General features: G+C 44.3%; 12 protein-coding genes. All 12 read right to left on the reverse strand.

Features of this window, described 5'->3' with window-relative positions:
- Positions 1 to 12: 12 nt before the first annotated feature.
- The 12 genes from MHI01_RS16190 to MHI01_RS16245 all read right to left on the reverse strand — a co-directional run bounded on the left by MHI01_RS16190 (position 13) and on the right by MHI01_RS16245 (position 15,137).
- A complete protein-coding gene (locus MHI01_RS16190; RefSeq protein WP_340983617.1) occupies positions 13 to 1,173 on the reverse strand; it encodes a LolA family protein in 1,161 nt (386 codons plus the stop codon).
- The gene (locus tag MHI01_RS16195) at positions 1,109 to 2,599 is read right to left on the reverse strand and encodes a sensor histidine kinase (protein WP_340983618.1); all 1,491 of its coding nucleotides are present in this window, start codon (positions 2,597 to 2,599) and stop codon (positions 1,109 to 1,111) included. The genes MHI01_RS16190 and MHI01_RS16195 overlap by 65 nt, the downstream gene beginning before the upstream one ends.
- Positions 2,596 to 3,306: a response regulator transcription factor gene (locus MHI01_RS16200; RefSeq protein ID WP_340983619.1), complete on the reverse strand. Its 711-nt coding sequence runs from the start codon at positions 3,304 to 3,306 to the stop codon at positions 2,596 to 2,598. The genes MHI01_RS16195 and MHI01_RS16200 overlap by 4 nt, the downstream gene beginning before the upstream one ends.
- 192 nt (positions 3,307 to 3,498) lie before the next feature.
- On the reverse strand, positions 3,499 to 4,530 hold the full coding sequence (locus MHI01_RS16205; RefSeq protein WP_340983620.1) for a phosphotransferase enzyme family protein: 1,032 nt from the start codon (positions 4,528 to 4,530) through the stop codon (positions 3,499 to 3,501).
- A gap of 183 nt (positions 4,531 to 4,713) precedes the next feature.
- On the reverse strand, positions 4,714 to 5,469 hold the full coding sequence (gene pstB, locus MHI01_RS16210; protein WP_036616781.1) for a phosphate ABC transporter ATP-binding protein PstB: 756 nt from the start codon (positions 5,467 to 5,469) through the stop codon (positions 4,714 to 4,716).
- A 12-nt stretch (positions 5,470 to 5,481) separates the two neighbouring features.
- Complete coding sequence (gene pstA / locus MHI01_RS16215) at positions 5,482 to 6,369, reverse strand: phosphate ABC transporter permease PstA (RefSeq protein WP_036616846.1); 888 nt, start codon at positions 6,367 to 6,369, stop codon at positions 5,482 to 5,484.
- A 2-nt stretch (positions 6,370 to 6,371) separates the two neighbouring features.
- Positions 6,372 to 7,307: a phosphate ABC transporter permease subunit PstC gene (gene pstC, locus MHI01_RS16220; protein ID WP_017690972.1), complete on the reverse strand. Its 936-nt coding sequence runs from the start codon at positions 7,305 to 7,307 to the stop codon at positions 6,372 to 6,374.
- A gap of 115 nt (positions 7,308 to 7,422) precedes the next feature.
- Positions 7,423 to 8,349 (reverse strand): phosphate ABC transporter substrate-binding protein PstS family protein, encoded by a 927-nt coding sequence (locus tag MHI01_RS16225; RefSeq protein ID WP_036673206.1) that lies wholly within the window; start codon positions 8,347 to 8,349, stop codon positions 7,423 to 7,425.
- A gap of 484 nt (positions 8,350 to 8,833) precedes the next feature.
- Complete coding sequence (locus MHI01_RS16230) at positions 8,834 to 10,759, reverse strand: PTS fructose transporter subunit IIABC (protein ID WP_340983621.1); 1,926 nt, start codon at positions 10,757 to 10,759, stop codon at positions 8,834 to 8,836.
- 15 nt (positions 10,760 to 10,774) lie between these two features.
- Positions 10,775 to 11,653: a ketose-bisphosphate aldolase gene (locus MHI01_RS16235; protein WP_036616777.1), complete on the reverse strand. Its 879-nt coding sequence runs from the start codon at positions 11,651 to 11,653 to the stop codon at positions 10,775 to 10,777.
- Between the two features lie 17 nt (positions 11,654 to 11,670).
- Positions 11,671 to 13,536 carry a BglG family transcription antiterminator gene (locus MHI01_RS16240; RefSeq protein WP_340983622.1) on the reverse strand — a complete coding sequence of 622 codons (1,866 nt, stop codon included), beginning with the start codon at positions 13,534 to 13,536 and terminating at the stop codon, positions 11,671 to 11,673.
- Between the two features lie 308 nt (positions 13,537 to 13,844).
- Complete coding sequence (locus tag MHI01_RS16245) at positions 13,845 to 15,137, reverse strand: arsenic transporter (protein ID WP_340983623.1); 1,293 nt, start codon at positions 15,135 to 15,137, stop codon at positions 13,845 to 13,847.
- Positions 15,138 to 15,231: the final 94 nt, after the last annotated feature.

Below are 15,231 nucleotides of genomic sequence, written 5' to 3' on the forward strand. Positions count from 1 at the left end.
TTATTCTTTAGCTCATCTAGACGGATTGGGAAGGGTCAGTTCTTCCGCCCAAGCTTGCAGCTTTGCCTTTGTCCATCCTTCGTTTTCACCCATGATGGAGTACCGTAAGTCATTCTCACTCCATGATATGTTCCGAATGCTCTTCATATATGAACCCTCGGTGTTACGAACCTTAATCTCGGCTTCATCCGGTATTAGTGTATCGTCCACATTTTCTTCCGGCATCTTGAATACCGTCAGGCTGACTTCTACCTTGTCGTTACTTACATAATACAAGGTTACTTCATCTCTGCTCAGCTCACCGCGCGATGTAGACATTTCGATCCGTGATAGTTCGAATTCTCCACTCATGTCCTGTAGGAACGGCTGTTCCAACGCTTTTTCCGCTTCATCTAGGGTCACTTCGGAATTCTGCATCATATCGTTCAAGTCCTTCACATCGACCTCCTTAGGGATATCAATCACGAAAGTATCCTTTGTGAATTCAGGGTCATACTGAATCGGATCATAGACCATTTCTGATTTTCCATCCCCATACGCGCTGTTTACTTTGACAATCATCCACGTTTTGGGATCTACCCAATACTCTGAAGATATGGAGAATGCGCCTTCTTCTTTTGGTGTCAATTCAATATGAATGACGTCCTGTCCATGAAGTTTCTCCTGTCCCATCATATTCACATCATGCGTAGTACGTAACCGCTCTAGTTGATCGAGCAATATTTGCTTCTGGGTTTGATTAGGTTGTTGTGACACGGATGATGCATCCATGGAATATGCTGCCCCTGTTTCTTTTTCATATATGATGATCTTCTTTCCATCATTAACTGCGTAACTGACATTGCCATTCTCTGATGTTTCCGTGCGCTTTCGTCCGGTTTCACCATCTACCCATTCCTTTATTTGCATCGTGTTAGTCAGCTTGTCATCCGCCCATATCTTCATCACACCTTCCGCATAATACGAGGCGGGTTCTGTTTCTGCTGAGACAACCTTCTCAATCATCTCATCTCCTGACATAGCCAGCATATCCTTCTCCGCGCAACCTCCAAGCAGGGCGCCTGCCAACACAGCAGTACCCAGCATCATCCATCCTTTTTTCATCATCTTATCCACCCTCTCTGCATTTACATTCTCCATGTTCAGGCAATCGGCATGCTGCCAGCGTTCCATATCCTTCGTATGACCACATGCGCATATCCCCTCCGTGCTTTATTGCAACCCGTTTGGCTATACTCAATCCCAATCCCGAACCACCTGCATATGTCTTCTCCTCCTGATTCTGGTGTTGAACATAGGGTTCGAAGATACGAATGAGCTGTTCCTCAGGAATAGCAGGACCTTCGTTTTGTACTAAGATCAATGTTGCTCCCGCCCTGTAGTTATCCAATTCAGCTCTAAGCGAAGGAATAATCCATTCAGGAAGCTCCCAATCTGAAGCAATAACCCCTAGTCCCATTACACCGTTCGTCCTTGTGTGGCGTAGTGCATTATTTATCAGATTATCTGTCAGGCGCATCAGTTGTTCGGGATGAACTCGGTACAGTTGATCTGTGCGGACATCCATCTTCACGTCAATCTGACCACGCTCGGCAAGTCCCTCATAGCTCCCAAGCAGCATATCAAAAAACTCTTCACCTTCCACCTTAACCATGGCCATCTCCGATTCACTGGAACCCAACGCCGTATACATCTCAAGTTCACTAATCATCTGTTTCATCCGCTCCACATTTCCGAGCAGCACATCCTGATATTCCTGCCTTTCAAGGCGTTTCAGTTGACGATCACCGTTAAGTACTTCCGTATAGGCACTAATGGACATCAACGGTGTTTTCAGATCATGGGATAACGAGGCGATCATGAGCTCTTTTTCTTTTTGCTCCCTCTCCACATCGGCCTGAGTATGTCTGATCTTGTCTTGCATTGCATCAAACTGTTGGAGCAAGATGCCCATTTCATCATGACGAACAGGTACCACATCCGTAGCAGCCTCTCCCCGTGCAAAAGCATCCATTCGTTCTATGAGATATTTCATCGGCCGAAAGAGCTTTCGGGATAGCAACCACAGCACTGTTCCGTATAACAGAATAAAGAAAGTAGCAGCGAGACCCATGACCCAGGTAGTCCGCAAGGATATGCCTTCCAGCCAATCTCCACGCAGCATGACGATTTCGTAAATGCCTACCAACTCACCTTTTTCCCATACGGGTTTCTTCAACGAGAATGTACGATGACGAATCTGTAAGTTGTACAAATTACGATACAGCTCCGCCCCCCCAACGGTGTAAGCTCCAGCAGACCATGTACTCCCCTCTGATGTGTACACCCGAATCCCTGTTGGTAAATACAGAGCAAAGTTCACCCGACCATTCTCCAATTCAGAGAGTGCAGCGAAAGCATCAGGCGAGTGCAGCTGGTACAGTCCCGGGTCAGATAAAGCCAGTTCAATAGGAGCCAATTGTCCGGACAACTCCACATATTCCGTTACGGCACGCTGATCATTGTAATAGTTATACAGGGAGTACAGCGCCCACCCAGCAGCGACAGGCAGCAGCATTACAATGAGGAAGGCAAGCATTAACCAGTACTTCAACTTCATTCCTCAGTCTCCCCCACGAACCGGTAACCACTGCCCCACACCGTCTGAATCCAGCGTGGATGATGGGGCTCGTCACCAAGCTTGGCCCGAAGGCTCTTCACATGAACTGTGACTGTACTCGAGTTCCCCGCCTCTGGCTGACTCCAGACATGTTCATACAGTTCCGCCTTGGTAAACACCCGGCCAGGATGAGAAGCAAGCAGTATGAGCAAAGCCCATTCCTTGTTGGTTAGTGCCACATGATCTCCATGAACCTGTGCGCGCTGATTCAAATAATCAATCGATAACCCATCGTTATACTGTCTATCTGTCGAATCCGGCTCTACGCCCTGATATCTGCGGTACCTATTCAGATGAGATTTAATGCGAGCTGTAAGTTCCGTTAGACTGAAGGGCTTCGTAATATAATCGTCAGCTCCCAGCCCAAGCCCCCTGACTTTGCTCTCTTCCTCGATTCGAGCACTCATCATGAGCAGCGGAACATCGCTGATCAGTCTAATGTTTTTGCATACCGTGAACCCATCCATTTCCGGTAGCATCAGATCCAACAAGACTAATTGATAGGTTCCCTCCCTAAAGTCTTCCCAGCTCTCCAAACCGCTTGATGCCCAAGTTACCCCATAACCCTCATGACGTAGATGATCTCTCAAAATACGGGCAATCTCCGGATCATCCTCCACCAGCAATATATTCTCGCTGTCTCTCATCGCTGCTTCATCCTCCCATGACTATATTGTAGCTAAGAAAAGTTGACTCTCCTCAGAGTTTATACTTTCTTCATAGGTGTCCATTAAGATCGTTATCTAATGCATGCAAAAAGAGCACCCCGATTGTTCAGGACGCCCAGGTAATATTCACAATCTTAATCCTAAGTTATAGCTCCTAGAAAAGGAAACACCTCATAACTCATAGAAGATGCTCTCGTTCTGTACATAGGGTCTACAATACTTGCTGCACAGCTGCGGCATGCGATCTTTCATCCATTCGTGCCTCGACTCATTCGCCATCTGAAAAGCATAATAACCCAGTGTAAAGATCAACATGAACCCTTCCATCAATCGAATATCACGATCCGTCAGTGGTGCGATCTGTTGGGTATAACCGGATAAAAATATGTCACGTTCCTCCCGATTGAACATAAGTGCTGCCCCTCCGGCATCAAAAAGATAATAACCATAACCGTGTAGACAAAAATCAATCATGGAAATCCCCTGCTCCGTTATCAGCAGATTGTTGCGAGTAATATCCCCATGAATGATCCCCCATGTCCCTGCGTAATGCGGGTATGTTTCTAACTGCTCATTAATGTTCTCAAACGTCTCACGAAGCAGATCAAAGTCTTCCGTTGTAAAAATCCCCAGTCGGACACCTTCCTCTAGCTGCCCTAGCATGACCAAGTTCTCATGGCTATTGCCATATGCCGGCCGCACCTTTGTTCGATCTGTCTGATTCTGCTCACGCCCATATTGATGAAGCATCTGCAGTTGTGCCCCCAGATCATAGATCTGCTCTGTTGTCAGGCGTTCTCCCTGCTGGATGTCCCTTCCCTCAATCCACTCCAGTACTGTACAGCAGATTTCTTTACCCGCTTCACTTTTCCATACCGTGACCCAGTCTCCCGATACATTCCGTACCGGATGCTGCACGCGCAATGCTGTCGTTGCGTTTAACTCATGAAGCAGGTTCATCTCTGCCTCCAGCGCATGAAGCGTATGCTGAATGCCTGTCATACTTGCATAGGCGGCTTGATGGATACGTAGCAGATACTTCTGCCCGCTTGCTTCATCAACGACATGATATGTCAGATTCTCATTATGACGAATATATGAAACGACAGGTTTCTCAATAGTGTAGTTCTGTATAATCTGAGCTGCCATATGGTCGTAAGACATCTGATCCGTAGTGATTATCAACATCTCCTTCGAAGTCATGTAAACGTTCTCTTCACACTAAATATCGTAGCATAATGTTTATCCCGCATACAGAAAATCCCACTAAAATATAAATTAAAAAAGCACAACCCCCGAACAACCGTCCAGGCATTGTGCTTTCTTTTGTCTCTATTATTTCTCTATCTCTCTGTCTGTTGCTCTATGTGACACTCCATGATCCAATTAACCGAAACGACCCATAATGTATTCTTGCGTCAGACGATTGTCCGGGTTCGTGAAAATATGCTCTGTATCCCCGTGCTCAATCATGCTTCCCAGATAGAAATAAGCTGTATAATCCGAGATGCGTGCCGCCTGCTGCATGTTATGGGTAACAATAACAATCCGCAGCTCCTTCTTGAGCTCGGTAATCAACTCTTCAACTTTACCCGTAGATACCGGGTCAAGTGCAGATGCCGGCTCATCGAGCAGCAGAATCTGTGGTTCAACAGACAAAGCGCGAGCGATACACAGGCGCTGCTGTTGTCCCCCAGAGAGAGACAGAGCTGACTCATGCAGTCTGTCTTTTACTTCGTCCCAGAGCGCAGCACGGCGCAAGCTTTTTTCCACAATTTCATCCAGTGCCTTCTTACTCTTCGTACCGCGGTAGCGGGGGCCAAACGCGATATTGTTGTAGATGGACTTATGAAAAGGATTTGGCTTCTGCCACACCATGCCAATCTTCTGGCGAAGCTTGATTACATCGGTTCCAGGCTCATTCAGGTCGTTACCGTCCATCCAGATATGTCCCTCTGTACGGGAACCGGCAATCTCGTCGTTCATTCGGTTCAGCGACCGGAGGAACGTGGATTTACCGCAACCAGACGGTCCAATAAGAGCCGTTACGCTTGCTTCAGGAAACGTCAGGCTAATCTGCTTGACCGCCTGGAAATGTCCATAATATATGCTTAACTGTTCCGTACCAAAAGGTATGGCCATGTTGGTTCCTCCTTATTTCGAAGCTGTCATGCGGCGGAATACAACCCGACCGATCCAGCGTGCACTTAGATTGAACGCCAGCACGAGAATGACAAGCACGGCGGATGCCCCTGCTGCCACTTCTTTGGAATCTGGCCCAATACCTTCACTATTTACTTTCCAGATATGGACAGCAAGTGTCTCTGCCGGACGGAAAGGATTAAGCGGTGATCTTGGACTCGTCGGATTCCAATCTGTAAAGTCCAAAGGTGGACTGCTCATACCTGCGGTGAACATCAGCGCGGCTGCTTCACCGAAGATCCGGCCCGATGCCAGGATCGTACCCGTAATCAAGCTCGGTAATGCCACAGGCAACAGAATGGAAGTAATGATTTTCCACTTGGACAGCCCAAGCGCCAGACCTGCTTCCTTCTGCTCCTTCGGAACGGCACGGAAGGCCTGCTCCGTAGTCCGCACCATCAGTGGCAAGTTAAAGATCGCCAGAGCCAAGGCACCCGAGATCAGGGAGAAACCAAGACCAAATTGATTTACTAGCAGCAAGAGACCAAACAAACCGATAACGATGGATGGGAATGATGACAATACTTCAACGACCAGACGAATGAAGCTGGTAATCTTGCCTGGTTTGGCGTATTCCGCCATGTAAATCCCGCCGCCCCATCCGAGTGGAATGGTAACAAGCAAGGTCAGAACAAGCAAGAATACGGAGTTGAAGAGCTGTGGACCAATCCCGCCGCCACCCTTAAGCAACTGTGGTGCACTTGTAAGGAAGTTCCAGCTAATATGTCCAATGCCTCTATACATGATGAAGCCAAGCAGACCGAGCAATAGAATAACAATGAACAGGGCTAGTACAACGATAACGGATGTTGCAATTTTATCTACCGTCTTTGCCTTCATTTTCATACCCGGTTTCTCCTTTCAAGCAGGCGAACCAGAATGACGAAGACAAATGTCATCACCAACAGGACAAGCGCCATACTCCACAGTGCATTGTTATGAACAGAACCCATCGTGGTGTTACCCATGCTGAGTGTAATTACACTTGTTAATGTTGAAGCTGATTCGAGCAAGGATGTTGGAACATGCGGTGCATTACCGATAACCATCTGTACAGCAAGAGCCTCACCAAAGGCACGGGCCATACCCAAAACGACACCTGTCAACAAAGCTGGCAAAGTTGTTGGAATAATGACACGGTAGATGGTTTGCCAGCGAGTGGCACCCAGTGCATAGGAGGATTCACGCAATCCTTTTGGCAACGCGGACAATGCATCTGCCATAATACTTGTCACCGTAGGAAGAATCATTACCGCGAGAACAAGACATCCGGCTGCAATCCCGACGCCTGTTCCACCAAAGATACTGCGCAACAAAGGTACGATGACGCTCAGACCGATAAATCCGTATACAACGGATGGAATTCCGGACAAGAGTTCAATCGCAGGCTGCAAGATCTTTTTGCCTTTACCCGGAACAATCTCTGTCATGAAGAGCGCTGCACACAGGCCAAGCGGACTTGCGATCAATGCTGCAAGCAAGGTTGTAATGAAAGAACCTGTGATGAACGGTAATGCCCCGTAGAACGCAGGTTCTCCGGTCGGATTCCACGTTTTTCCACCAAGGAATTCGCTGATGCTTATTCCATTTTGGAAAAATGTGGACAGTCCCTTGGACGCTACAAAATAAACAATGGAAAACATGACAACGATCAGGAAAACGACACAAATCGACGTATAGATCCGTCCCGTCCACTCTTCCCAATAATGTTTCTCTTTTAAGGGCCGGCGCGGTTTCAACTTGTTATTCATTACCGTTCCCCCTTCGGTCTGTTCCATAACAACCATCCTTCTATAGTAGAATTAATGCAAAATATGGGATTATTTTAGAGCAAACCGCGTAAAGAGGCGGGACCTAAGTCCGCCTCTTTCGCTGTATGCGCAAGTTCAAAGATTACTCAACCACATTACCTGCTGCATCGCGTTTTACTTTCATACCTGACATTGGAATGTATCCCAGTTCTGTCACGTCATTTTGTTGAATTTCGTCACTCAAGATGTAGTCCAGGAATGCTTGTGTTGCTGCATCTGGCTTACCTTTCGTGTACATGTGCTCGTAAGCCCACACTGGATAAGTTCCTGCTTCTACGTTCTCAACTGTTGCTTCTACACCTTCGTATTTCAACACTTGCAAGCTGTCATCCAAGTAAGACAAGGCGAGGTAACCAATAGCACCTGGCGTTTCAGATACCAATTTTTTTACGTTACCAGAAGAATCTTCTTGAATCGAACCTTGGATATCACCCATTTTTGCACCCAATGCATACTTCTCAAAAGTTGCACGAGTACCGGAACTGCTCGGACGGTTTACAATAACAATTGCTTTATCCGCGCCGCCAACGTCTTTCCAGTTTGTTACTTTACCGGAGAAGATGTCGATCAGTTGTTGCTTCGTCAAATCTTCTACACCTGCATCTTTGTTGCTAACTGGTGCCATAGCTACTACTGCTACTTGATGATCAACCAGTTCTTTTACTTTGGCTTCGTCCTCCAGTTTCTCTTCTGCAAATACATCAGAGTTACCGATTGTAGCTTGTCCGTCAGATACTTGTGTCAAACCAGTACCACTACCGCCACCTTGAACTTGAACCGTTACGTTCTTATATTCATCAACTGCCATAAATTTCTGTCCAGCTTGTTCTACCAGAGGTAGCAATGCTGTCGATCCGACTGCCAGAATGTTACCGCTAAGCTCAGTAGCAGCTTCTCCTGATCCATTGCTTGCGGCACCCTCTGTACCAGCGTCATTTTTCGATCCGCATGCTGCGAGTACCAGTACGAACGTTAAGGTCATCAAAATAAACGGCAACTTTTTAAACATGTTTTGTTTTCCTCCCCCAATGTAGTGATGGCGTTTTGTGAATTTGTTTGTTCACCATCAACTCTTTACTCATTGTAGTTTCGGTATGTCATCTTAAAATCAGTGTTTTGTAAACGCAATGTTAAAAATATCGGCTGTATATTGAAAATCATCCGAGACAAATTGCGCTGAAGTGCCGCTTCGGGAACGGACGTTGTTACAATCGCTGTTATCCCCGGATTTATATGATTTACTTTTTCTATGGAATACATCCGGGGATAAAGGCGAACGCTTCGCTTTTCCACAATCGTTCCGTTCCCTTCGCTGTGTCAGCGCTCGTTGGATCTCAGGCATTTCAATCTCCTGCCTGGGAAGTAGGCAAAAAAGGCCAGCCCTATAAAAGGCTGGCCTTGTGTAAATACTTAATGTAGATATTGAATCAATCCGTTATATAGAACAATCAACTGCCTCACAGCCAGTGCATGGCACCAGGTGGTTAGAGAATTTATGCAGATTTCATAGTTGTTAAGGCTTTTTTATCTGACGGGTCGCTTGAATTACTTTTTGGTTGATATACAGGTTTCTTTAACAATCCAATCATACAAGCTGTAATGATGGAACCAACTAAAATACAGACAATATACAATAATGGATTACTTGCCGCAATGGGAATAACAAAGATTCCACCGTGAGGAGCTTGTAACGAAATGCCTAGAGCCATGCACATTCCTCCACCAATCGCTGCACCTACAATATTGGATGGAATAACTCGCAAGGGATCATTTGCGGCAAACGGAATCGCGGCTTCTGTAATAAACGATGCACCCATAATATAAGCGGCTTTGCCTGCATTACGTTCTTCGATTGAAAATTTATTCTTAAATAATGTTGTAGCTAATGCAATACCCAGTGGCGGAACCATACCTCCAACCATCAGAGCAGCAGAAGGTTCAAAGATTTGATTGGCGAACATCGCCAGTCCAAATGCAGATGCTGTTTTGTTAATCGGCCCTCCCATATCAGATGCCATCATTCCTGCCAGAAGTGCTCCTAATAAAATAGCATTAGAACCTGTTAAACCATTTAGCCAACCTTGTAACGACTCATTGATCCAAGCCATCGGACTGTTGATGACAAAATACATAATCAAGGCGGTTATAAATGAACCTACTAATGGCAAGATCAGCACAGGTGACAGGCTTTGCAGTGAGTCAGGAATGCCTTTGACTAATTTTTTCAGAGCTATGATCGTATAACCGGCGATAAATCCAGCCAGCATACCTCCCAAAAAGCCGGAACCTCCAATAGTTGCCAGCATCCCACCAATCATACCAGGTGCCAATCCTGGACGGTCAGCAATACTATATGCAATATACCCTGCTAATACAGGAACCATCAATGCAAAAGCAGCACTACCCCCTGCTGTACTTAAAAAAGCGGCGAAAGCATTATAGTCCGGGCTATTTGGGTCAGCCGCATGAATACCAAACATAAACGAAAGCGCAATCAATATACCGCCTGCCACTACAAAAGGAATCATAAAGGATACACCATTCATAATATGGCTGTATATTTTAGGCTGCTTTAAACGTGTTTTTTCTTTTGCTTCTTTAAGAGTACTGTTGCCTTGATTCAAAACGACACCTTTTCCAGCAATCGCATCTTCAATTAACTCTTGTGCATGATGGACTCCATTTTTGACAGAGGTTTTGATCACTGGACGATCGCCAAAAACATCCATATCGACTTTGACATCTGCCGCCACAATAATACCATCAGCTTCAGCAATATCTTCAGGAGTCAATTGATTTCCAACACCTGTTGATCCATTGGTTTGCACTTTAATGTGTACACCGAGTTCCTTGGCCGCATTTTTCAATGCTTCCGCGGCCATAAACGTATGGGCAATTCCTGTAGGACAGCCTGTAACTCCAACCACTTTTTTGCCATCATACTTTTTAGGACGTTGAAGTGCCTGCGCATCCTGCTCTTCTGCCTGTTCAAATAAACGGACAATCTCTTCTTGATCTCGAGCAAGGATAAGTTTAGCTCTAAATAGTTCATCCATCAAAAAGGTCGAAATTTTGGATAATGTTTGCAAATGCTCTGATGAAGAGCTTTGATCGACTGCAATCATAAAAAATAAATTACATGATTCGGTACTATATTCAATACCGCTTAATGATCTGCCCATAATAATGGCAGGGGACTGTACTCCAGTAGACTTGGCATGTGGAATGGCTATTCCGAATCCCACTTCTGTAGGAACCTGTTCTTCACGTGCCCAGATATCTTTTTTAAATTGCTCAATATCGCTTAAATAGCCGTTATCGTTTAACTTTTGCGACAATTCATCTATTAATTCGGCTTTGGTCGTAGCGGTGACATCTAATATGATATTTTCTGGTTTTAAGACATTAGAAATCTTCATGATGGATCTCTCCTCTTAAATTTCTCCCAGTTTATAAAGGGATGCTTTACCTGTAGAACCGAACAGATCCATTTTTTTCTTCACCAGTTCTGTTGCCGCTTTGGTCGCCTCAGGCATCAGTTGATCCGGTTCATATGCTTTCGGATTCGCATCGAGTGTCGCTCTTAATTGGTTGTAGAATGCTCGCTTCATATCGGTTGATAAATTGATCTTCGCTATCCCATGCTTTACTGCTTCTCTAATCTCTTCATCAGGATTATCTGATCCACCATGCAGCACTAACGGAATTTTTACTTTTTCATGAATTTGTTTCAAACGATCGATTTTGATCGAATGATCTTTGGATTGAGGATAAATACCATGTGAAGTACCTACAGCAACAGCAAGTGTATCGATACCTGTTTGTTCTACAAAAATCGCCGCTTCTTCTGGATTCGTATACAAAATCTCGTCAGCCCCACCTTCCGAGCTGCCTTCATTACTCCCAATCGTGCCTAGTTCACCTTCTACAGATACATCGACCAGATGAGCCAGTTCAACCGCTTCCTTGGTTGCCGCAATATTCTCCTCAAAAGGTAAATGAGATGCATCCATCATGACTGATGTATACCCATTGCGAATCGAACGCGTAATATCTTTGATCGTCGCTCCATGATCCAGATGAATAACAAACGGTACTTTGGACTTGGATGCCGCTTCTCGCACATAAGCTATAAACCCATCAGTGACTAGATCAATTTCATTCGGGTGAATCTGCATAATTGCAGGCGAATTCTGCTCCTCTGCGGCTGTAATGACCACTTTGACGAACTCGCTATTGGCTACATTAAATGATCCGACTGCAAATTTATTTTCATACGCTACTTTAAGTAAATCCTTCATATTAATTAACATTTGAATTCCTCCTAGATTTATTTGGAAGACCAGACTTCCAAAAATTCATCGTAATTGGTGATATGGAGTAGTTTTTCTGTCATATTGGTCTGTTTAAACACATCGTAAATTTCTTCGAAAAATTTGGTGTTATTCACCTTCTGATTTTTCGGCGGAATAAACAGAAAAATGATCTGCGCCATCTGATCACCCCATAGCATTTTCTGCTTATTAATCGCTACCAGTACACGTAGTTTTTTGTTATCTCCACAATCAAATGGATGGGGCATCGCGACCAAATTCCCAATATTGGTACTCGACATTTTTTCTCTTTCCACAATACTGGTATATAAATGCTGAATATCGCCTAGTTCTGTAAGTTTTTTTAACAAATCAATTGGATTGTCTTCATTTAGGAAAAAAACATCATCTGGTGATAAATAATATTTGAGTAGTCCACGATTTAACTGAATCGAAATATTCTTCATATCATCACTTGTAATCATTTCACTTACCAGAATGATATTTTGTACATTTAACTGCTGTTGTTCCGCAATCTCGCTCGTTGTGATAATCGTTTCAATTCCTTCGGGAAGAAGATGTATTTCATGATTAGCTAATAGACTATCGATTCTAATATTCGGAAAATAGAGATTAATCTTACGCTCCAATAGCTTGCCGACTAATAGATTTTTGCCATAAATAATAGCAATCCGTTTTCTGTTATCTTGAGAGTTCTCAATAATGCCCATAATGTGTAACGTCAAGTAACCGATTTCATTTTCGGGTATTTTGATATTTAAGCAAAATTGCAATTCTTTTGCCAACACAACTGCGACATTATAAGCATTGGTATATTCTGATTTTATTTGAGCAATAAAAGGATTTTCGACAGGGAAATAATACTTTAATGGGTATAATGATTTGGTAATATGAGCTAATAATCGATCAAGTAACTCTTGGTTTTTGTAGCTGATGAATCCATATTGCTCTCCAACTTTTTGGATCACTGATTTGATTTTTTGTTCCATTTCATTCACGTGTTCATGCCCGATTTCTTCATTCTTTTTAGGTAAGATCTGCAATGCGATCAGCAGGTAACCTAAATACTGATACTCATATTCATCAAAAGGGATATCCATTTCTTGAGCCAGACGGATCAGAATAGATTGGGCTATTTTTAATTCTTCAAAGCTTGTATGATCCAACCTCATATCCTGTTCAGTTATTTTTTGTGTAAGACTTACTCGTTTAAGACTGATCAAAACATTCACACAGATCGAGAATAATTCTTGAAAACTTAGCAATAAATTATACTTGGCAACCTCTTCTTCAATACAAGCGTAGATAAAATGAATAGAAGATTCGTTGAACCAATCGCCAAAATAGTATTGCAGTGCTTCGTCTATCGGCATGTGTTTGAGACAATCGGTAGTGACTAGTTTTTTGAGCAAAATCCGTTTCTCAACTTCGCTTCCTTTAAGCCGGATACCTTGGAAGATAATCGCTTCAATTTCGATGTTCTGCTTTTCTGCTTGAATCGTTTGCACTAATTTTTGCACGTCTTTACGGATCGTTTGAGTCGAAAAATAAAGCGTTCTAGCCAGATCCTCATACGTAATAAAATCAGTCTGCGATAACAGTGCTTTGATAATATGAAATGCTCTTTCTTCGTCATCATCTTCATTTTTATACAGGCTGGATAAATCCCCGACTAATTTGTATCCTTTGCGAGTATTTCCAATAATCATTGCTTTATCTAAATAATTTTCATTCATTTCTTTGATGTCATTGCGAATCGTTCTAGTCGTTACATCAAATAGATTAGCTAATTCGCTTCCACTCACAAAATCATGCTCAGATTGTTTTAAATGCTCTAATAGCTTAATGTAACGTTTTCTCATTTGGCTTTCCTCCTTACACACATACTAATGCAAGCGCTTTATATCCACCAAGCCTATACTCTTTCCTAATAGTTAGGAAGTGATCGTGTATTCGTTTATGATACCCACTTTTTTTAAATTCTAAGTTAGTATTCTATTTAAGAATCGTTTGGGAAGGAAAACAGAACACAAAAAAACCAACCTTCTAAAAAGGTTGGTTTGTGTGTATAGTACCACTACATCCATAACAATAAACGCGATCCCTACAAACACTACCTACACTAGGCCCTTAACGGTTTGTTCTGGTTCCAAATGTAATTACGATTGTACTAACCTATAATCCATAGCCACAACGCCAATCCGGCCAACGTGATCAAAAGTGTCGGGATCGTCAGGATGATACCTGCTTTGAAATAATACCCCCATGTGATCTTCACACCTTTACGGGATAACACATGCAGCCACAGCAATGTGGCAAGTGATCCAATCGGGGTCATTTTGGGACCCAGGTCGGAACCAATGACATTGGCATAGATCAATGCTTCTTGAATGATACCTTCAGTATGTGCACCCTGGATGGCTAGCAGGTTAATCAACACGGTCGGCAGGTTGTTCATCACCGATGATAATACAGCAGCGATGATGCCCATCCCGAGTGAAGCAGCCAGCAGACCATGCTCTGCTATGGCATCCAGCCAGCGGCTCAGATGATCCGTTAACCCTGCATTACGCAGTCCATATACGACGATATACATGCCCACCGAGAACACCACAATCGACCATGGCGCTTCCTTAATTACCCGTTTCAGATCAACAGCCTCGCTCTTGCGTGCCAACAAAGCGAACAGCAACGCAACAGAGCCAACGATAACCGACACGGGAATCGGCAGAAACTCACTGGATGCATAGGCAACCAATAACAGCCCAAGCATGAACCAGGCGATTCGGAACATCCGTGGATCACGTATTGCTTCCTTCGGGTCACGTGCCGCGGAGATGTCGTAGCGAAGGGGTATGCTTTTGCGATAAAACAAGAACAACATCCCCGTACTCGCTACGATTGAGAACAGATTGGGCACAACCATGCGTACAGCATACTCCACAAATGTAATGCCAAAGAAATCGGCCGAAACAATGTTAACCAGATTGCTGACGACCAGCGGTAACGACGTTGTATCGGCAATAAACCCACTCGCCATCACAAAAGCCAACACCATGCGCTCATCAAACTTCAATGCACGCACCATGGCCAGCACAATTGGCGTCAGAATGAGCGCGGCACCGTCATTCGCGAACAAGGCAGACACCGCGGCTCCCAGCAGAATGGAGTAGAAGAACAGTCTGCGACCGTTTCCTCCAGCCAGCCTTGCCATATGAAGGGCAGCCCATTCGAAGAAACCCGTCTCGTCGAGAATGAGCGAAATCATAATAATGCCGACAAAGGCCAGAGTTGCATTCCATACAATAGATGCCACATCCGAGGCATCGTTTAAGCTGACGACTCCACACAACAGGGCAAGTAATGCCCCACCCGAGGCAGTCCAACCGATACCCAATCCACGAGGTTGCCAGATCACCAAGGTGATCGTTACTACAAAAATCAGTATTGCTACGTATACCATAGAGCCTCCTGCTGTACCCTGTATCAATATATTATTTCGTTAATTCAATCTTATACTGTAAGATTACACCGCTCTATGCGCGGAATGACCAGAC

The sequence above is a fragment of the Paenibacillus sp. FSL M7-0656 genome (assembly GCF_038003225.1).
GTDB classification, from domain to species: domain Bacteria; phylum Bacillota; class Bacilli; order Paenibacillales; family Paenibacillaceae; genus Paenibacillus; species Paenibacillus amylolyticus.